Here is a 21,775-nt window from a genome sequence, read left to right on the forward strand (position 1 = left end):
TAAGAAAATTTTTTAAAAACTCAACGTCTAAATATAGAAAAATATAATAATCAATAGATTATCAATAATATAAAATATAAATCCAGTAGCTTATTGTTATTGGCTTTACTGATTGATATTAAATATTGCTATGATGATTTAAATTGATCGTTAATAACTTTTGATTAGTATAAGAGTGGTACAAGCTTAGTACAAGCAGTTCGGCTTGTTTTATTGGTTAATTTATTTTATTGTTTGAGAATTATCTTGAATTAGCATTTGTTTATTTAAATTTAATATCGTTTTACTTGTATTCGCGTTATACTAAATAAACTTATATACCACAGCAAAAGGAGACTTGATAATGGAGTTTGATACTTCAGTTCTTTGCGATTATTACCCAGAAGATGTTAACGTTGTTGAACCAATATTTAGTAATTTTGGCGGTGTGACATCATTTTCAGGTCAAGCTGTAACAGTTAAATGTTTTGAAGATAACGGGCTACTATACGAAATTTTACAATCGGACGGTTCAGGTAAAATACTTGTTATTGATGGTGGTGGTTCTGTTCGTCGTGCATTAATTGATGCAGAGCTAATCGATATTGCCGTTCAAAATCAGTGGGAAGGGATTATTGTTTATGGCGCTGTTCGTCAAGTTGATCACCTAGCTGAAGCTGACATTGGTATTCAAGCGCTGGCAGCAATTCCAGTTGGCGCTGAAGATCAAGGCATAGGTGAAATCGATATTCGAGTTAACTTTGGTGGCGTAACTTTCTTTTCTGGTGATTTTATCTATGCTGATAACACTGGTATTATTTTATCTGAAATTGCGCTCGAAATTGAAGATAAATAAAAAATAACCTATACCGCCGAAGCCTATCGGCGGGTTTTATATTTAAATGCGCACTTTTCTAAAATTTTTAACAAGGATTTTGTTAATGCTAAATTATTCGATTACGAATATAACCGCCAGTTACTGTTTTAATCAGTCCCTCTAATTCCATATCTAATAATTTCGTTGTCACTTCGGAAATCGGTAAATTGACTTGCTGAGCAATAATATCAATAGGAATAGGTTGGTGGTGAATCACAGCAAAAATTTCCGGGTACAAAATAGAATGGCTTGGTGCTTCTTTAATTGAATTAAGCGAGTTATTTACTACTGATAAATAGTTATAGTAATGCTCTAAAATATCAGTAGGCTTAGAAACCAAATAAGCGCCTTGTTTAATTAAATAATGAGTTCCACTACAGTTTTCATTATCAATATCGCCAGGTAAGGCAAAGACATCGCGATTTTGTTCAAGTGCATAGCGTGCTGTAATTAGTGAACCACTTTTTTCTGATGCTTCAATCACAAAAGTACCTAAACTTAATCCGCTAATAATTCGGTTTCGACGAGGGAAATAGACTGATCTGGCTTTTTCAAATGGTAGAAATTCAGAAACAATGGCGCCACCTTGTGACAAAATATCATTGGCTAAGCTTAAATTTGATCTTGGGGCAATCTTGGCTAATCCACTGCCTAGAACTGCAATAGTCGGGCCAGATACTTCAAGCGCACCACGATGGCAAATTGCATCTAACCCTAATGCCAGACCACTAGTTATAGTTAAACCATTCATAGCTAGTTCACCAGCAAAATATCGCCCCCATTGTGCTCCGTATTCACTAAATTCGCGACTGCCCACCATTGCCAATTGAGGAGAATCTAATAACTGCCGATTACCTAAAACAAATAATAATAAAGGCGGAGAATCAATTTGCTTAAGTAGTAAGGGATAATCATTATCGCAATAGGCAATAAGATATTTTGGTGGAAAAGGTGAATCTAACCATTCAAGTATTGGCTCAAAATGTAGGTATGATGTTTCATAAAAAAGCGCTAATTGAATGTCTGATAATCCTAGTTTATTTAATAGAAGAGAGACATCTTTTATGCTACTAGGTAAACCGTTAGCAAAAAGTTGCATAATTTTTTCAAAAATGGCTCGTTTTCCATATCTAAGCATTGAAATTCGTAATAAAAATTCATATTTACTCATCATAACCCTTTTTTATATACAGCTTAAACAGGCGTCATATCTTGAATTGATAAGATATATTTTATCAATAGCCAACAAGGGCTATTCATCAGTATGATAAATGTTTACAATGAATAATAGATGGAATAAACCCGAAATTTGAGGAGTAGATCGAATAATTTATGGCTATTTTACCAGTATTACGTTTTCCTGATGAGCGACTTCGCAAAGTTGCTAAGCCTGTTACCAAATTTACACCAGAGTTACAAACCATTATTGACAACATGATTGAAACCATGTACGCCGAAAATGGTATTGGCCTGGCTTCTACCCAAGTCGATGTGCATGAGCAAATTATCGTAATTGATGTATCAGAAGACAAAAGCCACGTTTATGTGATTATCAACCCAGAAGTCATTAGCCAAGAAGGTGAAACAGGTATTGAGGAAGGCTGTCTATCGGTACCTGATTGCCGTGGTTTTGTGCCAAGAGCTGAAAAGATTAAAATTAAAGCACTTGATCGTAATGGCAATCCTTACGAAATTGACGCTGATGATCTATTGGCTATTTGTATTCAACACGAAATGGATCACTTAAAAGGTAAGCTTTTTGTCGATTATCTTTCACCATTAAAACGCCAACGAATCGAACAAAAAATGAAAAAACTTGCCCGAGAAGAGCAACGCAGTAAATAAAATTAACCGCCAGTACTTGGCGGTTAAACTCATTACGCTTAGCTATTTAGCGACAATAACCATGGCAGGGCGAATTAAACGGCCATTTAAGGTATAGCCTTTCTGAATGGTATTAACAATTTGTCCTGACTGATGTTCAGGTGATTCAACCATGCTAATTGCTTGATGCATATCAGGGTTTAATTGAGAATCTTCGGTATTAATCACTTCAATACCAAATTTTTTGACAGTGTCTAAGAATGATTTTAATGTCAGTTCTAATCCTTCAACTGTCGCTTTATGTTCTGGATTGGTTTTATCCGTAGATTCTAAAGCGCGTTCTAAATTATCAATAACGGGTAATAATTCGTTAGAAAATTTTTCGAGTGCAAACTTACGCGCTTTATCAACATCTTGCTCGACTCGTTTACGAACATTATCAATTTCAGCTCGCGCACGAATCATGGCTTCACTTTCATTTTTTTTCGCTAATTGCAATGCTTGTTCAAGCTCTGCAATACGGGCGTCTTTTGCACTTAATTGTTCTTCAAGATTTGGTTGCGCCGGCGCTTCTTGCTCGGCTGTTGCATCTACTGGTGTGTCAATGTTAGTTTCATTTTCTGACATATTTTTATCTTGCTCTGTCATAGGGTACTCCAAATAATGTAGTCGAAAACTTAGTGAATAACGGTTATTATGGGGGCAATTTTTATGATTACAAGCTTATCATCATGTTGATATGTGATTTTTTGAATTATTATCAAAAAATACAGATGGTTATGTAAAAAATAACAAGGATATTTTATGGATACACCATTTAAATGTATTGGCTTAATTGGGCTTCCGCGTAAATTAGAAGCAATAGAAACTCATCAAGTGCTTTATGATTGGCTTGTTAAACTTGGTATTCGCGTGCTGGTTGAAGATCGCTTAGCGAATCACATTCAATTTTCTGTTAGCCACTACGCTTCGTTGGAAACAATTGGTGAGCAAGCCGATCTCGCTATTGTTGTCGGGGGAGATGGAAATATGTTGCATTCAGCTAGGCGCCTATCGCACTATAAAATCAAAGTGATTGGCGTCAATCGCGGTAACCTCGGTTTTTTAACTGATATTTCTCATGAACAAGTGATTGAACAATTAAGCCCTGTTATTGCTGGTAAATATGAGGATGATACCCGCTTTTTGTTAGAAGTGTCTATTTATGATAATGGTAACTTGATTAACTCAAGTTTTGCTGTCAACGAAATTGTTGTTACTCCTAATACCGTTGCACATATGATTGACTATGATGTCTACATTAATGAACGCAATGCGTTTTCACAGCGAGCAGATGGGTTGATTATTGCCACACCGACCGGCTCTACGGCTTATTCACTATCGGCGGGTGGTCCTATTTTAGCTCCTCATTTAGATGCATTAATTATTACACCAATGTTTCCACATTCATTAGCGGTCAGGCCATTAGTGATCAAAAGTGATAATGCTATCCGCTTAAAATTCCCAACGACAGCACTGGATCTTAATATTGCTTGTGATAGCCAAATTATTTTGCCTGTCAAACCCACACAAGATGTGATTATTCGCCGTTCTTCGTATGAGTTTAATTTAATTCATTCTAAGGAGTATGATTATTTTAATAATCTTTCAAGCAAATTAGGATGGTCACAAAAGATGTTTTAGCTTGTGTTGTCAATAAATTTCAGAGAAATAGGCATGTCAATATCAGATCATTGATCCTTGCCTTATTGGCGACATAAACCCCATCTAATTGCCCCAAGCTTAGTGTACGATATTAGAAACTAGGGCTATGATGTATCAGAAAGAATATAAATTAAGCATGATAAAAATCATTCAGAAAAGCCATTGATTTTATTGAAGTTTTTATTTTGTTGATTATCAGCAATAATATTCATCTTTTTTACCACAAGTCTATCGCATGATGTACGGCCAAATACATTAAATAGGCCGTTTAATCCTGTTAAACTCAACCTAGTTTGGATGACCGACATCACGGATATTCCCCCCTCGTGAGGGTGGGGTATACTTCGGTGTAATGATTTACTCGGTCGAAAAGCGATCTGCCAGCAAACAAGCTCATATATTGATAGTGGCGAGTTTTGTCTTATATTTTGGCGAGAATCACACTTCATCTCTTAAAGAATAAATGTCATCGCATAAACAGTAAATGAGGAAAAGATAGCGGCAATTACATCATCTACCATAATGCCAAATCCACCTGGCACCCGTTTATCAAACCAGCGAATAGGCCAAGGCTTTACCATGTCAAAAACTCTAAATGCTAAAAAAGCGATAGTAACCCATAAAATAGTCAGCTGAGGAATAAAAAATAGCGTGATCCACATGCCGACAAATTCGTCCCAAACAATGTGCCCTGAATCGTGAGTATGGGTATCATCTGATGTTTTTTGACAAATAAAACAGCCAAAAATAAAAGTCACTAAAATAAATATCCAATACAAAACGGGTTGTAAACCATAAAACAATAGCCAAAATGGAATAGCCATCAGTGACCCCATCGTACCTGGCATTATTGACGATAAACCACTACCTAACCCTACCGCTAAAAAATGGATTGGGTTGGTCAGTTTTAGGTGTTTCTTAAAATCTTTATTTCGTTCTTGTTTTGTCATAATTTCATTTTTTTAGGTAAAATTATGCCGACGTTAAGCCGGCAAAAAACTAGCTGCTTATTTTAACTAAGCATTCTTGTATTGATTATGACAATATTATTCATCTTTGGTTAATGTTGCAACCATTACCGCTTTGATTGTATGTAGGCGGTTTTCCGCTTCATCAAACACGATGCTATGTTTAGATTCAAAAACTTCATCAGTCACTTCTAATCCATTGTTTAAACCATATTGTGCAGCCATTTGTTTACCAATTGTGGTATTGATATCATGAAAAGCAGGCAGGCAGTGCATAAATTTAACATTTGGGTTACCAGTGAGTTTAATCACGTTTTGATTTACTTGATATGGCGTTAATAATTTAATTCGCTCATCCCAAACATTTTTAGGTTCGCCCATTGACACCCATACGTCCGTGTATAAAAAGTCAACATCTTTAACGCCTTGGGCAACCTCTTCAGTTAAGATAATTTTTGCTCCTGTCGTTTTAGCGATATCTTGGCACTTTTGCACAAGGTCAGCTTCAGGTTGGCAAGCTTTTGGGGCAACTAATCGAATTTCCATTCCCATTAATGCCGCGCCTTCCATTAATGAATTCCCCATGTTATTTTGTGCATCGCCTAAATAAGCAAATTTAATACTGTTTAATGGGCGATCGCCGATATGCTCTTGCATTGTCATAAAATCGGCTAATATTTGCGTTGGATGTGCTTCGGTTGTTAAACCATTCCATACTGGCACGCCTGCATATTGAGCTAAGGTTTCAACGATATCTTGCCCATAACCTCGATACTCAATACCATCATACATTCTTCCAAGTACACGCGCTGTATCTGCAATCGATTCTTTATGGCCAATTTGGCTGCCACTTGGCCCTAAATAGGTGACTTGAGCGCCTTGATCAAACGCACCCACTTCAAAAGCGCAGCGGGTACGAGTTGAATCTTTTTCGAAAATAAGGACTATATTTTTACCAACTAAATGTTTTTTTTCGTTACCTTGTTTTTTGGCTTTTTTTAGTGCGATAGCAAGTTCAATCAATTGATTAATTTCTGCTGGAGTAAAGTCGAGTAAACGTAAAAAATGGCGTTGATAAAAACCGTACATATTGAGCTCCTAAAAAGCGGTAAATTTCGTTAAGATTTTATTTGAATAATTATGCAATTTCAAGTTAAACCTTCTAGATTTATTTGATATTATTTTTATGTGTTGAATTGTCTAAAATTTTAGATTTTGTCATTTGGTTATTTTTTATAATATTGCTTTTTTTGTTTAAAAAAGTGTAATAATATGATTAAATATTGTATTATTAAAAACAATAAAATTGAATTTTTATTCACATTTATTGGTTGTTTAATCAAAGGTAGCTTAATCATGCAAACTTATGCCCTCCTTATGTTGCAAGACGGTTCGCAATTTATTGGTAAATCCATTGGTGCTAACGGACAAACTGTTGGTGAGGTGGTGTTTAATACGTCAATGACTGGCTATCAAGAAATCCTGACCGATCCTTCTTACAGTGAACAAATCGTTACGTTAACGTACCCACATATTGGTAATGTTGGCACCAATAGTGCTGATGCCGAAGCAAATCATGTTTATGCAAAAGGGTTGATTATTCGTGATTTGCCATTATTAGCCAGCAATTACCGCAGTGAATTAGATCTTTCTAGTTATTTAAAACAACATAATGTCATTGCCATTGCTGATATTGATACTCGTCGTTTAACACGTATATTACGCGAAAAAGGGGCGCAACATGGTGTGATTATTACCGCAAATGATAAACAGACTTTATTTGATAAAGCCGAAAAAGCCAAACAACAGGCATTAGATTATAACGGATTAAGTGGTTTAGATTTGGCTAAAGAAGTCACTTGCAAGGAAAGCTACGTATGGACTTGCGGTATTTGGACAAGACAACAGGAGCATCCTACACCAAAACCTGAAAGTGAACTGCCATATCATGTTGTGGCTTATGATTTTGGTGTTAAACAAAATATATTGAGGATGTTAGTTGAACGTGGATGCAAGTTAACGGTTGTACCCGCTAAAACACTTGCAAAGGATGTGTTAGCGTTACATCCAGATGGTCTGTTTTTATCAAATGGTCCAGGTGATCCTGCACCTTGTACCTATGCCATTGATGCAATAAAACAGTTCTTAACAACCGATATTCCGATCTTTGGCATCTGTTTGGGGCATCAACTATTAGCATTAGCTTGCGGTGCAAAAACGGTCAAAATGAAATTTGGCCATCATGGTGGTAACCATCCTGTTAAAGATCTAGAAAATAATCGGGTAATGATTACCGCACAAAATCATGGATTTGCGGTAGATGAGGGGACATTGCCAGCTCATTTACGCGTTACACATAAATCGCTATTTGATGGATCATTACAAGGTATTCATCATAATCAAAAACCCGCATTTAGTTTTCAGGGGCACCCTGAAGCCAGTCCGGGACCGCATGATGCGGCACCACTTTTTGACCATTTTATTGAATTAATCAAAATTTATAAGCAGGAGCAATAAGCATGGCTAAGCGAACAGATATCAAAAGCATATTAATTATTGGCGCTGGCCCAATTGTTATCGGCCAAGCATGTGAATTTGATTATTCGGGTGCACAAGCCTGTAAAGCGCTGCGTGAAGAAGGCTATCGCGTTATTTTAGTTAACTCAAACCCTGCAACGATTATGACCGATCCTGAAATGGCTGATGCCACCTACATTGAGCCAATTCATTGGGCCTGTGTCCGCAAAATTATTGAGCAAGAAAGGCCTGATGCTATTTTACCCACTATGGGTGGGCAGACCGCTTTAAATTGCGCATTAGAGCTGGAAAAGCAAGGGGTATTAACAGAGTTTAATGTTGAAATGATTGGTGCTACCGCTGAGGCAATTGATAAAGCCGAAGATCGAAAACGTTTTGATCAGGCGATGAAAAAGATTGGGCTTGATACGGCGCGTTCAGGGATTGCTCATTCACTTAAAGAAGCTTACGCCGTTCTTGAACAAGTTGGCTTTCCTTGCATTATTCGCCCGTCATTTACTATGGGCGGAACTGGTGGTGGTATTGCGTATAATACAGAAGAATTTGATGAAATCTGTACACGAGGGCTCGATCTTTCTCCCACTAATGAACTGCTCATTGATGAATCATTAATCGGTTGGAAAGAGTACGAAATGGAAGTTGTACGAGACAAGAATGACAATTGTATTATTGTTTGCTCAATTGAAAATTTCGATGCCATGGGGATCCACACTGGGGATTCCATTACGGTTGCGCCAGCTCAAACGTTGACGGATAAAGAGTATCAAATCATGCGTAATGCATCGATTGCTGTATTACGTGAAATTGGTGTTGAAACGGGGGGATCGAATGTACAATTTTCGGTTGACCCTAAAACGGGGCGTTTAATTGTTATTGAGATGAATCCGAGGGTATCACGTTCATCTGCGTTAGCTTCTAAAGCGACTGGCTTTCCAATAGCTAAAATTGCCGCTAAGTTGGCAGTCGGTTATACACTCGATGAGCTTTCTAATGATATTACTAGTGGTAAAACCCCCGCCTCGTTTGAACCGTCCATTGATTATGTCGTGACGAAAATACCACGCTTTAATTTTGAAAAATTTGCTGGGTGTAATGATCGCTTGACTACCCAAATGAAATCGGTTGGGGAAGTGATGGCAATTGGTCGCACTTTTCAAGAATCAATACAAAAAGCATTGCGAGGGCTTGAAGTTGGTGCTTCGGGGTTTGATCCTAAAATTGATGATTATACTGATGAAAAAAATATTGCCAAAATTCGTTATGAACTACAAGAAGCGGGTGCCGATCGTATTTGGTATATTGCCGATGCTTTTCGAGCTGGTTTAACGCTTGATGAAATCTTTTTATTAACGCATATTGATCGCTGGTTCTTAGTCCAAATTGAAGAATTAGTACAAATAGAAAATCGATTAAAACAACAAACAATTAGCAAGTTAGATGAAGAACAATTATGGCAACTTAAACGCAAAGGTTTTTCTGATTTACGTATTGCAAAACTGATCAACTCTACCGAACAAGCCGTTCGTTATTTACGGCATCAATACCATATCCATCCTGTTTATAAACGTGTTGATACTTGTGCTGCTGAATTTGCAACCGACACGGCCTATCTGTACTCAACCTATGAACAGGAATGCGAAGCTAAGCCTCAATTTCGCCGCAAAAAAATCATGATATTAGGCGGAGGTCCTAATCGGATTGGTCAAGGTATTGAGTTTGATTATTGCTGTGTACATGCGGCATTGGCACTACGTGAAGATGGTTATGAAACCATTATGGTCAACTGCACCCCCGAAACGGTGTCAACTGATTATGATACTTCTGACCGCCTCTATTTTGAACCAGTTACTCTCGAAGATGTGCTTGAAATTGCGCATATTGAAAAACCAAATGGCGTTATTGTGCAATACGGTGGACAAACGCCGCTAAAATTGGCTCATGCACTTAAAGTCGCTGGATTACCCATTATTGGTACCTCACCCGATGCTATAGATAAAGCCGAAGATCGCCAGCGTTTTCAAGAAGTCGTCGATAAATTGAAATTAAAACAACCAGCCAATGCAACGGTGACCGATATTGATGAAGCTATCACCAAAGCGGAAAAAGTCGGCTACCCATTAGTGGTTAGACCATCTTATGTACTAGGTGGTCGGGCAATGGAAATTGTCTATAATGAGCAAGATTTACGGCGTTATTTTAAAACAGCGGTAAGTGAATCGAATAATGCCCCTGTCTTACTTGATCACTTTTTAGATGATGCCATTGAAGTGGATATTGATGTGATTGCTGATGGTGAACAAATTGTCATTGGTGGTATTATGGAACATATTGAACAAGCAGGGATCCACTCTGGCGATTCAGCTTGTTCATTACCTACACACACACTAACCTCAGAAATTTTAGACCAACTCAGGCAACAGGCTAAACAGTTAGCACTTGAGCTTGATGTGAAAGGCTTAATGAATGGACAGTTTGCTGTTAAAGATAACCAGATTTATTTAATCGAAATCAACCCGCGAGCAGCTCGCACTGTCCCTTTTGTCTCAAAAGCAACTGGCTTACCACTCGCTAAAATCGCCGCACGAGTCATGGTAGGCACAACCTTGGCACAACAAAATGTAACTAAAGAAGTCATTCCTTCTTATTACTCAGTAAAAGAAGTGGTATTACCGTTTAATAAATTTAGTGGCGTTGATCCTATCTTAGGACCTGAAATGCGCTCAACGGGTGAAGTTATGGGCATCGGTAAAACCTTTGCTGAAGCCTTTGCTAAAGCACAACTTGGTAGTTTATCAAATATGAAAAAATCAGGGAAAGCGCTACTATCTGTGCGTGACCAAGATAAAACAAGGCTGTTAGTCGTCGCTAAACGATTAATTGCTCATGGATTTACTATTGATGCCACCATCGGGACGGCAAAAGTGCTACAACAAGCTGATATACCATGCCAAATTGTTAAAAAAGAAAACGAAGGGCGTCCAAATATCCACGATCATATAAAAAATGGGGAATATAGTTATATCCTTAATACCACATCAGGACGAGCAGCTATTGAGGCATCCAAAATATTGCGCCGAAGTGCCATTCAATATAAGGTGCATTACGATACGACAATGAATGCAGCTTATGCCACAACAGCAGCGTTAGATTACGATCCTACGCATAACGTAACACCACTACAGGCGCTTTATCCATAGCCTAAAAGACGAGCAATGCTCGTCTTTTATAATCTATTAACTGATATAATCGATTAACTTAAATTAGTTTGCTGGTGAATTTTCTGCTGACATCGTCCAAATATCTGCCTCAGCTACATCATGAATATGATTTGCAAAATTATAACAACGTTGAAAAAGCTTATTATCAAGATTGCTTTGCTAAAGTAAAAATAATGAACTCACTGCTTGCAACTACAAGAAAAAGCTCGTTTTTTCCGCAATATCGTGTTAATTTATTTATTATATTTTAATTAATTTAACAAGTTATCATATATGGATATGATTCATTCCTCTGATCTAAAAACGATCATGCATTCCAAGCGTGCCAATATTTATTATTTAGAGCATTGCCGTGTTTTGGTTAATGGTGGGCGTGTTGAGTATGTGACGGAGCAAGGGCAACAGTCTTTATATTGGAATATCCCAATAGCGAATACTACCTGTATTTTATTAGGCACCGGAACGTCATTAACGCAAGCAGCCGTGCGAGAGCTTTCACGTGCAGGCGTCATGATTGGTTTTTGTGGCGGAGGCGGAACCCCACTTTTTTCATCAACTGAATCAGAGTTTGCCTGTCAATTTTTTTCGCCACAAAGTGAATATCGTCCTACAAAATACCTACAAAGCTGGTGTCAATTTTGGTTTGATGACAAGCGTCGGTTACAAGCAGCTAAGTTATTGCAACAAACCCGGCTTAAGATTATTAGCGAATGTTGGCCCAAATTTGATTGGGATATCGATAAAACGAAATTAGAGCAAATCCTTGTGGATGCAACACAACAATTTACTGATGTGGATAATAGCCAAGCACTTTTAGCCGCTGAAGGGCGAATTAGCAAACGCCTTTATGGCATGGCAAATCAATTAACACTACAAGATGATAGATTTAAGCGTGAGCATGGCACGCATGGTAAAAGTCATGACCCTGCTAATCAATTTTTAGATCATGGTAACTACTTAGCCTATGGTCTTGGTGCAACGGCTTGTTGGGTATTGGGGTTACCCCACGGGCTGGCTATTTTACACGGAAAAACTCGGCGTGGTGGTTTAGTTTTTGATGCGGCTGATATTATCAAAGATGGCATTGTATTACCCCAAGCCTTTTTATCATCTAAACAAGGGGATAGTGAAAAAGAATTTCGTATGGCGTGCATTGCGCAATTTGCCCAATTAGAAGCACTCGATAAAATTATTGATACCTTAAAACAGATAGCCGATCAAATATGAACATTTTACTTGTTAGCCAATGCAAAAAGAACGCCTTAACCGAAACACGGCGGATTATCGATCAATTTGCTGAACGTTGTGGAGAACGCACATGGCAAAGCCCAATGACCGAAGCCGGTCTACAAACACTCTATAAATTGTTACGCAAAACTGCACGAAAAAATACCGCGGTTGCCTGCTATTGGACACATGGTAAAAATTTAACTGATCTTTTGTGGATTGTGGGTGATCGCAGTCAGTTTAATCAAGAAGGGCGCGTCCCAACCAACCGTACGCGGCGTAATATTTTACGCAGTGACAGCGAAAATTGTTGGCAATATGCAACCACTATTCAATTAATCACAACCATAGCGGCATTACTTCATGATTTAGGTAAAGCAACGATTGGTTTTCAATCTAAATTACGAGCAGAAACGGCTGTGGCTGCTGATCCTTATCGACATGAATGGATTTCGTTGCAATTATTTTTATTAATGATTCAAGACTGCCCCACCAACGAAGCCTTATTGGATCGATTAGCGAATTTTACTGAATATCGACAACAGCATCCTAATTGGTACAAACAGCTCACCCAAGTCGAAAAAAATGATCTTACCCAACTGCCTTTATTGGCTCAGTGGATCGCGTGGCTGATTGTTTCACATCATCGAATGCCGTTTTTACCAGACTCATTAACGGGCGATATTAAAAATGCACAAAAAGTAGATTTTGATATATCGGGTTTAACTATCCGAAGTTTTTATAAAACATTTAAGGCAATTGATAAATGGGTTAAAAATAGTCATAGTCAACACACTTCCCCCAACGATTTTTGGCAACTAAAAAGTGATATCACCTTAAGCCAACCTTGGCTTAAAAAATTAAGCCGTTATGCAGCCAAAGCCCTAAACCATATTCCTTTAATGCACTTATCTACTATTGACCCGTTTGTATTGCATATTTCGCGCTTAGGTTTAATGGTGGCTGATCATAACTATTCTAGTTTGTCTTTAGCAAATAAAGAAGCTGACGTAAATAAATCCATATTGATTGCCAACACAAATTACCAAAAAAAGCCTAAACAGTGTTTAGATGATCATTTAATTGGGGTCGCTAATTTAGCGGCTCGCTTTACTCGTTTATTACCTAAAATAATCACCGAATTACCTGCCATCAATCAACATAAACCTTTTACCAAACGAACAACTATAAAACGATTCCAATGGCAAAATCACGCGTTTGATTTAGCCAAAAGTTATCAACAACTATCTGATGAATGTGGCTTTTTTGGCGTGAATATGGCATCGACTGGCTGTGGTAAAACCTTAGCCAATGGGCGGATTATGTATGCGCTTTCTAATCCTAAACGCGGCGTGCGTTTTACCATTGCACTGGGATTACGTGTTTTAACGTTGCAAACAGGTAAAGCATTAAGAGAAAGATTACACTTAAGTGATGAACATCTGGCAATTTTAGGGGGTGGGCGAGCCACAAAAACCTTGTTTGAATTGAGTAATGAAGAAATTCAACAAAACGATTCTCAAAAAAAATCAGAAAACCAAGGTAGTGAATCTATCGAATCGTTACTTGATGAATATCTTGATGTAGCCGAAAGTGGTATTGCGGATTGTGAATTAGGGACGATTATCGAAGACAGTAAAGCACGGCAATTACTTTATGCGCCCATTGTGACATGCACTATTGACCATATTATTCAAGCGAGTGAATGTGGGCGTGGTGGTAAATATATTGCACCCACGTTAAGATTGTTAACTTCAGATTTGATTTTAGATGAGCCGGATGATTTTGATCAACATGACTTACCTGCACTGGCTCGCTTGGTGCATTTAGCTGGGTTATTTGGTAGCAAAGTACTACTGTCATCGGCGACCTTAACACCAGATTTAATTGCCGGATTATTTGATGCTTACCAAGCAGGGCGAAAAATTTGGAATCAAAATAACCAATATGCCAATAATGCCATTGTATGTGGTTGGTTTGATGAATATGAACAGTCGATATCACCAATTGCTGATACTAAAACGTTTAGCGATCACCATCAACAATTTGTAGCAATGCGCATTCATCAATTAGAACAGAGTGCAATCCGTCGCCAAGGGCATATTTTGGATCTACTAAATTACCAAGAAAATAAAACAGAAAACCAAAAAATCAATTATGGTGTGCTGGCTAAACAATTATTAGATCAAGCTTATCAATTTCACCAAGATCATCATCAAATAGATAAAAAATCACAAAAAAAGGTAAGTATTGGTTTAATGCGTTTTGCCCATACCGAAGATGTTATTTCACTTACAGAACAAATTTATGCCCAAACCAAGTTACCTACTGATACTGCTTTTCATATCGTGGTTTATCATGCTCGGCAACTGCTATTATTGCGTAGCCAGCTAGAAGAAAAACTTGATAGAATTTTAAATCGCAGTGATGAACAGGCATTATTTCATCAACCTGAAATTATCAATGCCATCAAAGATAGCGATAAACAAAACCATATTTTTATTGTTATCGGCACGCCAGTCACCGAAGTCGGGCGTGATCATGATTATGATTGGGCAATTGTTGAACCATCATCCATGCGCTCTATTATCCAGCTAGTGGGGCGAGTATGGCGACATCGACCACAAAAAATGGCACAAAAGGCCAATGTGGCGATATTAGGATCGAATTTAACGGCAATTGAAGCTAATTATAGTACTGGAAAAGCCTGTTTTACTAAACCTGGATTTGAAGAAAAGCCATTATTCTTGCTGAAAACCCATAAAACAAATGAACTCATTCATGCTCATCAGTTAGTGAATATAGATGCGGTTCCACGTATTAAGTCTTGCCCTGAATATGGGCTAACGCTCGCCGAATTAGAACATAAGGTCATGGCAAATCTGTTTGCGATTCATGCCCGTAAAAGTAATTATGTCACCAGCTATTGGCAACCAGATTTAGCACATCACCATTGTGTGCATTTACAGGCGATTTCACCATTTAGAGGGAATAATAAGACACAAGATGAATATATCTGCCAACTTGATGATGATGGCGATTATCAATTTAGCTATGCAGATATCGCATGGCAAACACCAGATGAGTGCTGTAAAGATACACAAAATAGTATAATTGAATATAAAAACTGGTCATTTGCTAATCCTAACATTCAACCTTGGTTGGTTAATAGTGTCGAGCAAGCCATAGCAAAAATAACCGAATATTTCCCAAATAAAACGCCATATCGATTAGCGAATGAATTTTGTAGCGTAAGCTTATATCGTAATAGCAGTTGGTATTTTCATCCTTATTTAGGATTTTATAAAAAGAAAGGATAAAAAGAACATTGTTTTTATACTGAAACACATAGTTACCTGAAACTTTTTGACAAAATATCGTCAGGTGCATAATGGTTGCTAGTAAAAGGTAGGGAATTCTTTTATACTTGATGGCACTGCTGTGTAAGCAGTTTAGAAATATTAAATTTTTTCAAATATTTATTTATACATTCTACATTTACCGCCGAATAGGCAGTTTAGAAAAAAGTGTTTCTAGTTTTTATTAACTGAAACACTTTATTATTAGAATCATCAAGTAACTATTCTGCACCAATTTGTGTACTCATTTTTATCTCTCGATTATCGGCGATTTCTAAATTTGACAATACGGCTAATTGAGGAAAATTCTGACGTAAAAATTGTGATAACATCGGTCTTAGTGTATGGTTCACTAATAATACTGGTGGAGCACCGATTGCTTCTTGTTGATTAATGGCTTGCTTAACTTGCTCTATGATATGCTCAGCTAGTCCTGGCTCAAAATTGCTTGTATTTTGTAGAGCTTGTAATAATAAGCGTTCTAAATTGATATTTAATCCTATTACATTGATTGGATCTGAACCCGAAAACCATTGTTGGGTGATAACTCTGCCTAAAGCTATTCTAACCATACTAAGTAATTGATAAGCATCATTTTGGGTAGGCGCATGTTCACAGATTGTTTCAATAATGGTACGCATGTCACGAATTGATACTTTTTCGGCGATCAAGTTTTGTAATATTTTATGAAAAGTGGTTAGTGTAATAACCCCAGGGATAAAATCTTCCACTAGTTTTGGAATATCTTGTTTGATTCTTTCGAGCAACTCTTGGGTTTCTAAGCGCCCTAATAGATCGCTGGCAAATTGTTGTAATAAATGATTAAAATGAGTGGCAATCATGGTACTTGTATCCACAACAGTGTAACCTAATATTTGTGCATTTTCCTTATTGCTTTCATCAATCCATATTGCAGGTAATCCAAAGGCGGGTTCAGTTGTTGGAATACCTTCGATAGTTTCGGTGACATTACCCGGATTAATAGCTAACCATTTATTATTAACAATTTCACCTTTGCCGATTTCGCCACCTTTGATAAATATCTTATATTGATAAGGTGCTAATGAAAGATTGTCTCTTATATGAACTTGGGGCGGTAAAAATCCCAGTGTTTGCGCAAATTTTTTGCGTAAACTGCGGATCCGACTGAGCAATTCACCGTTTTGGGTTTGATCTACCATAGGGATAAGCCCATATCCTACTTCCATTGCTAATATATCTTCAATATTAACATCGGACCACGTCGCTTCAATATTGGTTGGTGTAGTTGCTTGTGCATTAACTTGTTTGGGTTGCGTTGTTTGTTTTGTTTTTCTCTGTTTAGTTAGCCACCAAGAAAGTGATGATAAAATAGCGGTAAAGAGTAAAAATACTAAATTGGGCATACCAGGAATTAGCCCAAGTAAACCAATGACAACCGCGGTTAAAATTAATACTTGTGGATTGTTAAATAGCTGGCTGAGCATTTGTTCGCTGATATTGTCTTGTGATGATACACGCGTAACAATTACACCAGCTGCTGTTGAAATGATTAATGAAGGAATTTGCGCAACTAACCCATCACCAATAGTGAGTAATACATAGGTCTTACTCGCATCAGATAGTGTCATATCATGTTGGATAACTCCAACAAGTAACCCTCCAATAATGGTAATTGCCATTATCAATAACCCAGCGATAGCATCGCCACGGACAAATTTACTGGCACCATCCATTGAGCCATAAAAATCGGCCTCTTGACTTACTTCAGCTCGGCGTGCTTTGGCCTCGTCTTCTCCTATTAAACCGGCGTTAAGATCGGCATCAATAGCCATTTGTTTACCTGGCATACCATCTAAAGCGAAGCGTGCACCAACTTCAGCTATTCTACCTGCCCCTTTGGTGATGACCATAAAGTTAATGATAACTAAAATGATAAATACGACGATACCAATAGCAAAATTACCACCAACCAAAAAGTGCCCAAAGGCTTCAATAACGCGCCCAGCTGCAGCGCTACCAGTATGCCCTTTTAGTAATACCACTCGTGTCGATGCAACGTTTAACGAGAGCCTTAATAAGGTTGCAAACAATAAAACAGTTGGAAATGCGGCAAAATCAAGCACGCGTTTAGTAAATAATGCCACAATTAATATAATAATTGATAACGCAATATTAAACGTAAAAAATAGATCCAAAATAAATGCTGGGAGTGGTAATACCATCATTGAAAGAATCAATAAGATTAGCATTGGGCCAGCTAAGATCTGATAATGTCCATTCTTTAATGTATTTATTGATAATAAAGTCAGTAGTTTAGATTTAATCATAAGATTAGTAATTACCTTTATTTATTTTCGGATAATGATTCAGGTACAGGTAAATTATTCGGCACAGGTGGTTTATCACCGCCATATTTATGCCAATGTTTTAATTGATATACCCAAGCTAATATTTGTGCGACAGCAGTGTATAATTCAGTTGGAATCGTTTGCCCTATTTCGCCATGGCGATATAAAGCCCGCGCAAGAGGAGGGGCTTGTAATTGTGGGATATTATGCTCGCTGGCGATCTCTTTAATGCGTAAGGCAATGTTATCTGTTCCTTTTGCTAATAATTTAGGTGCAATCATTGTTTTTTCATCATATTGCAGAGCAACGGCGTAATGGGTTGGGTTGGTAACAATGACATTGGCTTTGGGCACATCTTTCATCATGCGACGCCTAGCAATTGTTTGTTGCATTTGGCGAATACGTCCTTTAATTTGCGGATTTCCCTCTTGCTCTTTAAACTCATCTTTAATTTCTTGTTTTGACATTTTCAGTTTTTTTAAATTGCTCCATATTTGATAAAAGATGTCAAAACCAACCATTGGTATTAAAGATATAACGCTTACAATTCCACAAAGGATCACTAGCTGTATTGCTTTTGCTAATGCATTATTTAAATGCATATTGGGTAACGAAAGCATGTCAGGAAAATGGTGCATTAAAAACAATGTTGAAGCGATAGCAATTAAAATAACTTTAAGTATACTTTTTAGTAACTCAGAAAAAATTTTAGTACTAAATAACCTACTCAACCCAGATATTGGATTGAGCTTTTTAAAATTTGGTTTAATTGATTGTAGGCTAAAAAGCAATCCCCCCACACAAAGCGGTGCAAAGAGAGCAATAATTACTAGCCCCAAAAAAATTGGCGCAATTGACAAAAAACCATGGGTGAATGAGTTGACTAAGTTGGAGATGATTAACTTCTCGTCTTTGACTTTGTACGAAAACTTCATTGCTGTTTTTATGATTGCGATTAACTGGTTAACTAAATATGAACCCATCAACCAAAACAAGGTCGTACCGATTAACAAGATTAATAACGAAGTTAATTCACGAGATCGAGGGATCTGTCCCTTTTCCCTAGCCTTTTTTATTTTGCTATCGGTGGGATGTTCGCTTTTATCTAGATCATTATCGTCAGCCATGATGAATTAAATGAAACTTCATAGTTTAATTAACGTTTACCATGCTAACAGTATGAACTAATCGCTAACAAGTTATTGGCTTAATAAGAGGGCATTTTTGGGGTTATTTATCTCGTTTACCATCGACAAAGATCAATTTACTCAAACTTTGGCTCGCTTAGATAAGATAACATCGGTTTGTTGATAACCATTATTAGTATAAATAGCAGGGCTATTTAGGCCTTTAAGATAATTAATCGTTTGTTGGGTTATATTCATACGATTTTGGATAATTAATCCATTATCGCGATTTATATTGGCTAACAATTTTGTTTTATCAGTAATTAATTGCCAATGTGTTGCGATTGCTGAGTTTTCTATATAAGGCGGTTGAATATCAAATTGTTTATTTAATTTTATCCGTTTTTCATCAAGTAACTTTAATTGAATAAGTAACTCATTTTTTTTATTGATAATATCATTTAACTGATTGGTTGAACTATTTTCAATTAATAGTTGCTGCTCTGTTTGTAGAATTGTTGAAAGTGTTTGTAACATTTCTGTTATTTTATTTAGGATGTCATCGAGTGCTAACATTTTGGTATCCCTTGTAAATCTGACTTATTTTCAAATATCTTCTAGTAATTGGTTTATCAATTTATCGGCAATTTTATGCGTATCAATAGCCAATGTACCGTTAGTAATTGCTTGTTTTATTCTTTCGATTTTTTCTTCATCAACGTCTTTGTCAGTTGCGTGTAAAAGGTGCATTGCGTCTTGAGTTATACTCACGGTGGTACTTGCCTTCGCACTCATTTTGGGAGGTACAGATGCAGTGTGATTTTTCTGTTGCTCATTAACTATATCACGGCTAACTATACCTGATATGGTTGTGATGGATTTTGTTGCATCTATACTCATAAAATACCTTTAATCAAATTTACGATTTAAGTGACTGGCTTAATGTTATTATCGGCAATAATAAAAAAATCATTAATATTATTTATTGAAAATGATTACGCCTTGATAAGTTAACGTACCTTCAACAATATTGTCAGAATTAAGTTTAACTTTAACTTTATCATTTAATACTGCATTGCTTAGCGCTTTCCCCTTAGTGGCTATTTCATACCCATCGCCATTTATTATCACTTTAACTTGTTGGCCAGCTTTTACGAGCCAATTTTTTTGAAGCATGGTTGTTTTTATTGGTTCATTGTGATCAATATTTCTTAATGCAATATGATTAAGAATATCGGCTTTATTTAAAATAATCGTAGCAGGTAGCTTATCTAGCCTGCCTGATTGTATATGTATATGATCTTCGTTAATTACAGTTCCTGCACTTATTGCTTGCTTAGCCACAACATAATTACTTATGACAGCCACATTAATCCGCATAAATTTTTTCTTATTATCACATTGAACATAAATGGTCATGTTTCCCCATGGTTTTTTTTTATTCAATAATGAAAGTACTGGGGTATCGCAACTCAATTGCGGTTTAGGGGTAAGGTAAGTAATTAAAATATCTTCTACTTTATGGTCAAACTGCTGAGATATTAAATTGTTAATTTGTTTATCAAGACAATTAGCTAAAACACTATTCCAGTTAAATAGCATAACAACAGTTAGTATTAGTTTTGCAATCTTAATCATATTGATCGACATTCAATTAGTGATAAGTTGATTGTACTTTATGATTGCGTGAAGTGAATCTTGAAATAAGGGCAATTTTTACCGTTATTTGCGCGATGACTTTTTTTTTATTCGCTTAAAATCCTCATTATCAAAAAAAGTGAGATGATTTTATGTTTGATAAATTGGATAACTGGGTTAATTTTCACCAACAAGCATTGAATATACGTGAAATGCGACAAAATATTTTAGCTGCAAATATTGCCAATAGCGATACACCTAACTATCAGGCTCGAGATATTGATTTTAACGCAGAATTAAGCAAAGCGCTTAATAATCAAAATCATGTTAATCATGTAGGGCTTAGCATTACCTCAAATCATCACATTGCGGTAAAAACACCAATGGTGGTGAATCAAAATGTACTTTATCGCATACCGTATCAATCGGCAGCAGATGGTAATACGGTAGAAATGGATCAAGAACGGACGGCATTTATTGACAATAGCATTCACTATCAAAGTAACCTGACATTTTTAGGTGAACAATTTAAAAATGTTATGTCGGTATTACAACAAGGATAAGTGTAATGAGTTTTTCTATTTTTACTATTTCAGGGTCGGCATTAATGGCGCAAACCCAACGAATGAATGTCAGTGCCAGTAATTTAGCCAATGCTGACAGTATTACAAGCACGTCTGGTGAAGCTTATCGAGCTAAACAAGTGATTTTTCAAGTGGATGATAAAGGTCAGACCAACCCAATTGCAGGTGTGAAAGTGTCGCAAGTCATTGAAGATCCCTCACCGATGAATCTAGTGTATGAACCACATCACCCCTTGGCCGATGCAAAAGGTTATATTCAAAAACCGAATGTAGATGTTGTTGCCGAAATGGTCAATACCATTTCGGCTTCACGTAGTTATCAGGCCAATATAGAAGTGATTAATACGGCAAAAAGTTTAATGCTAAAAACCCTTACATTAGGGCAATAATAAGGAGTAACCG

Annotated in this window: 19 protein-coding genes; 9 read left to right on the plus strand and 10 right to left on the minus strand. The window is 36.9% G+C overall.

Annotated features, from left to right (window positions below; genetic code table 11):
- Positions 1 to 343: 343 nt before the first annotated feature.
- Complete coding sequence (gene rraA / locus A9G45_RS00295; protein ID WP_065568263.1) at positions 344 to 835, plus strand: ribonuclease E activity regulator RraA; 492 nt, start codon at positions 344 to 346, stop codon at positions 833 to 835.
- 88 nt (positions 836 to 923) lie between these two features.
- On the opposite strand, the gene dprA is transcribed toward rraA, so the two are convergent.
- Positions 924 to 2,027 carry a DNA-processing protein DprA gene (gene dprA, locus A9G45_RS00300; RefSeq protein WP_218056978.1) on the minus strand — a complete coding sequence of 368 codons (1,104 nt, stop codon included), beginning with the start codon at positions 2,025 to 2,027 and terminating at the stop codon, positions 924 to 926.
- A gap of 161 nt (positions 2,028 to 2,188) precedes the next feature.
- Here dprA and def point away from each other — a divergent pair, with 161 nt between their 5' ends.
- Positions 2,189 to 2,701 carry a peptide deformylase gene (gene def, locus A9G45_RS00305; protein ID WP_065568264.1) on the plus strand — a complete coding sequence of 171 codons (513 nt, stop codon included), beginning with the start codon at positions 2,189 to 2,191 and terminating at the stop codon, positions 2,699 to 2,701.
- 42 nt (positions 2,702 to 2,743) lie between these two features.
- Here the strand turns inward: def and grpE are convergent, their stop codons facing one another.
- Complete coding sequence (grpE, locus tag A9G45_RS00310) at positions 2,744 to 3,328, minus strand: nucleotide exchange factor GrpE (RefSeq protein WP_065568265.1); 585 nt, start codon at positions 3,326 to 3,328, stop codon at positions 2,744 to 2,746.
- 156 nt (positions 3,329 to 3,484) lie between these two features.
- On the opposite strand from grpE, the gene nadK reads away from it, so the two are divergent.
- Positions 3,485 to 4,363: an NAD(+) kinase gene (gene nadK / locus A9G45_RS00315; protein ID WP_065568266.1), complete on the plus strand. Its 879-nt coding sequence runs from the start codon at positions 3,485 to 3,487 to the stop codon at positions 4,361 to 4,363.
- Between the two features lie 167 nt (positions 4,364 to 4,530).
- Here nadK and A9G45_RS13965 read toward each other — a convergent pair whose 3' ends face one another.
- From A9G45_RS13965 to argF, 3 genes are all read right to left on the minus strand, one after another.
- Positions 4,531 to 4,833 (minus strand): hypothetical protein, encoded by a 303-nt coding sequence (locus tag A9G45_RS13965; RefSeq protein WP_141673553.1) that lies wholly within the window; start codon positions 4,831 to 4,833, stop codon positions 4,531 to 4,533.
- Between the two features lie 3 nt (positions 4,834 to 4,836).
- On the minus strand, positions 4,837 to 5,334 hold the full coding sequence (locus A9G45_RS00320) for a phosphatidylglycerophosphatase A family protein (RefSeq protein ID WP_065568267.1): 498 nt from the start codon (positions 5,332 to 5,334) through the stop codon (positions 4,837 to 4,839).
- 96 nt (positions 5,335 to 5,430) lie between these two features.
- The gene (argF, locus tag A9G45_RS00325) at positions 5,431 to 6,441 is read right to left on the minus strand and encodes an ornithine carbamoyltransferase (RefSeq protein WP_065568268.1); all 1,011 of its coding nucleotides are present in this window, start codon (positions 6,439 to 6,441) and stop codon (positions 5,431 to 5,433) included.
- Between the two features lie 267 nt (positions 6,442 to 6,708).
- Between argF and carA the strand changes: the two genes are divergently transcribed.
- The 4 genes from carA to cas3f all read left to right on the plus strand — a co-directional run bounded on the left by carA (position 6,709) and on the right by cas3f (position 15,655).
- Positions 6,709 to 7,869, plus strand: a complete 1,161-nt coding sequence (gene carA, locus A9G45_RS00330; protein ID WP_065568296.1) for a glutamine-hydrolyzing carbamoyl-phosphate synthase small subunit — start codon at positions 6,709 to 6,711, stop codon at positions 7,867 to 7,869.
- 2 nt (positions 7,870 to 7,871) lie between these two features.
- Positions 7,872 to 11,087, plus strand: coding sequence for a carbamoyl-phosphate synthase large subunit (gene carB / locus A9G45_RS00335; RefSeq protein WP_065572342.1), 3,216 nt, complete (start codon positions 7,872 to 7,874; stop codon positions 11,085 to 11,087).
- 294 nt (positions 11,088 to 11,381) lie between these two features.
- Complete coding sequence (gene cas1f / locus A9G45_RS00340; RefSeq protein WP_065568270.1) at positions 11,382 to 12,335, plus strand: type I-F CRISPR-associated endonuclease Cas1f; 954 nt, start codon at positions 11,382 to 11,384, stop codon at positions 12,333 to 12,335.
- The gene (gene cas3f / locus A9G45_RS00345) at positions 12,332 to 15,655 is read left to right on the plus strand and encodes a type I-F CRISPR-associated helicase Cas3f (protein WP_065572343.1); all 3,324 of its coding nucleotides are present in this window, start codon (positions 12,332 to 12,334) and stop codon (positions 15,653 to 15,655) included. Before cas1f ends, cas3f begins: the two co-directional genes overlap by 4 nt.
- A gap of 260 nt (positions 15,656 to 15,915) precedes the next feature.
- Here the strand turns inward: cas3f and flhA are convergent, their stop codons facing one another.
- The 5 genes from flhA to flgA form a co-directional block, all read right to left on the minus strand.
- Complete coding sequence (gene flhA, locus A9G45_RS00350; protein WP_065568272.1) at positions 15,916 to 18,003, minus strand: flagellar biosynthesis protein FlhA; 2,088 nt, start codon at positions 18,001 to 18,003, stop codon at positions 15,916 to 15,918.
- Between the two features lie 17 nt (positions 18,004 to 18,020).
- Entirely contained in the window at positions 18,021 to 19,151 is a 1,131-nt protein-coding gene (flhB, locus tag A9G45_RS00355; RefSeq protein ID WP_065568273.1) for a flagellar biosynthesis protein FlhB, read from the minus strand.
- A 141-nt stretch (positions 19,152 to 19,292) separates the two neighbouring features.
- A complete protein-coding gene (locus tag A9G45_RS00360; RefSeq protein ID WP_065568274.1) occupies positions 19,293 to 19,727 on the minus strand; it encodes a flagella synthesis protein FlgN in 435 nt (144 codons plus the stop codon).
- A 30-nt stretch (positions 19,728 to 19,757) separates the two neighbouring features.
- Positions 19,758 to 20,051 (minus strand): flagellar biosynthesis anti-sigma factor FlgM, encoded by a 294-nt coding sequence (gene flgM, locus A9G45_RS00365; RefSeq protein WP_065568275.1) that lies wholly within the window; start codon positions 20,049 to 20,051, stop codon positions 19,758 to 19,760.
- A 78-nt stretch (positions 20,052 to 20,129) separates the two neighbouring features.
- Positions 20,130 to 20,789: a flagellar basal body P-ring formation chaperone FlgA gene (gene flgA / locus A9G45_RS00370; protein ID WP_065568276.1), complete on the minus strand. Its 660-nt coding sequence runs from the start codon at positions 20,787 to 20,789 to the stop codon at positions 20,130 to 20,132.
- 152 nt (positions 20,790 to 20,941) lie between these two features.
- On the opposite strand from flgA, the gene flgB reads away from it, so the two are divergent.
- Both flgB and flgC read left to right on the plus strand, forming a co-directional pair.
- Complete coding sequence (gene flgB / locus A9G45_RS00375) at positions 20,942 to 21,352, plus strand: flagellar basal body rod protein FlgB (protein ID WP_065568277.1); 411 nt, start codon at positions 20,942 to 20,944, stop codon at positions 21,350 to 21,352.
- A gap of 5 nt (positions 21,353 to 21,357) precedes the next feature.
- Positions 21,358 to 21,762, plus strand: a complete 405-nt coding sequence (gene flgC / locus A9G45_RS00380; protein ID WP_065568278.1) for a flagellar basal body rod protein FlgC — start codon at positions 21,358 to 21,360, stop codon at positions 21,760 to 21,762.
- Positions 21,763 to 21,775: the final 13 nt, after the last annotated feature.

This window comes from Gilliamella sp. HK2, from assembly GCF_001690265.1.
Taxonomy (GTDB): Bacteria; Pseudomonadota; Gammaproteobacteria; order Enterobacterales; family Orbaceae; genus Gilliamella; species Gilliamella apicola_C.

What these genes read in the sequence shown, in the direction of transcription:
- flgM (WP_065568275.1), bottom strand. Translation starts at nt 20,051, where the DNA reads ATGAGTATAGATGCAACAAAATCCATCACAACCATATCAGGTATAGTT.
- rraA (WP_065568263.1), top strand. Translation starts at nt 344, where the DNA reads ATGGAGTTTGATACTTCAGTTCTTTGCGATTATTACCCAGAAGATGTT.
- cas1f (WP_065568270.1), top strand. Translation starts at nt 11,382, where the DNA reads ATGGATATGATTCATTCCTCTGATCTAAAAACGATCATGCATTCCAAG.
- A9G45_RS00360 (WP_065568274.1), bottom strand. Translation starts at nt 19,727, where the DNA reads ATGTTAGCACTCGATGACATCCTAAATAAAATAACAGAAATGTTACAA.
- flgA (WP_065568276.1), bottom strand. Translation starts at nt 20,789, where the DNA reads ATGATTAAGATTGCAAAACTAATACTAACTGTTGTTATGCTATTTAAC.
- nadK (WP_065568266.1), top strand. Translation starts at nt 3,485, where the DNA reads ATGGATACACCATTTAAATGTATTGGCTTAATTGGGCTTCCGCGTAAA.
- argF (WP_065568268.1), bottom strand. Translation starts at nt 6,441, where the DNA reads ATGTACGGTTTTTATCAACGCCATTTTTTACGTTTACTCGACTTTACT.
- flgB (WP_065568277.1), top strand. Translation starts at nt 20,942, where the DNA reads ATGTTTGATAAATTGGATAACTGGGTTAATTTTCACCAACAAGCATTG.
- flhB (WP_065568273.1), bottom strand. Translation starts at nt 19,151, where the DNA reads ATGGCTGACGATAATGATCTAGATAAAAGCGAACATCCCACCGATAGC.
- flgC (WP_065568278.1), top strand. Translation starts at nt 21,358, where the DNA reads ATGAGTTTTTCTATTTTTACTATTTCAGGGTCGGCATTAATGGCGCAA.
- dprA (WP_218056978.1), bottom strand. Translation starts at nt 2,027, where the DNA reads ATGAGTAAATATGAATTTTTATTACGAATTTCAATGCTTAGATATGGA.
- carB (WP_065572342.1), top strand. Translation starts at nt 7,872, where the DNA reads ATGGCTAAGCGAACAGATATCAAAAGCATATTAATTATTGGCGCTGGC.
- A9G45_RS13965 (WP_141673553.1), bottom strand. Translation starts at nt 4,833, where the DNA reads ATGAAGTGTGATTCTCGCCAAAATATAAGACAAAACTCGCCACTATCA.
- def (WP_065568264.1), top strand. Translation starts at nt 2,189, where the DNA reads ATGGCTATTTTACCAGTATTACGTTTTCCTGATGAGCGACTTCGCAAA.
- A9G45_RS00320 (WP_065568267.1), bottom strand. Translation starts at nt 5,334, where the DNA reads ATGACAAAACAAGAACGAAATAAAGATTTTAAGAAACACCTAAAACTG.
- carA (WP_065568296.1), top strand. Translation starts at nt 6,709, where the DNA reads ATGCAAACTTATGCCCTCCTTATGTTGCAAGACGGTTCGCAATTTATT.
- cas3f (WP_065572343.1), top strand. Translation starts at nt 12,332, where the DNA reads ATGAACATTTTACTTGTTAGCCAATGCAAAAAGAACGCCTTAACCGAA.
- flhA (WP_065568272.1), bottom strand. Translation starts at nt 18,003, where the DNA reads ATGATTAAATCTAAACTACTGACTTTATTATCAATAAATACATTAAAG.
- grpE (WP_065568265.1), bottom strand. Translation starts at nt 3,328, where the DNA reads ATGACAGAGCAAGATAAAAATATGTCAGAAAATGAAACTAACATTGAC.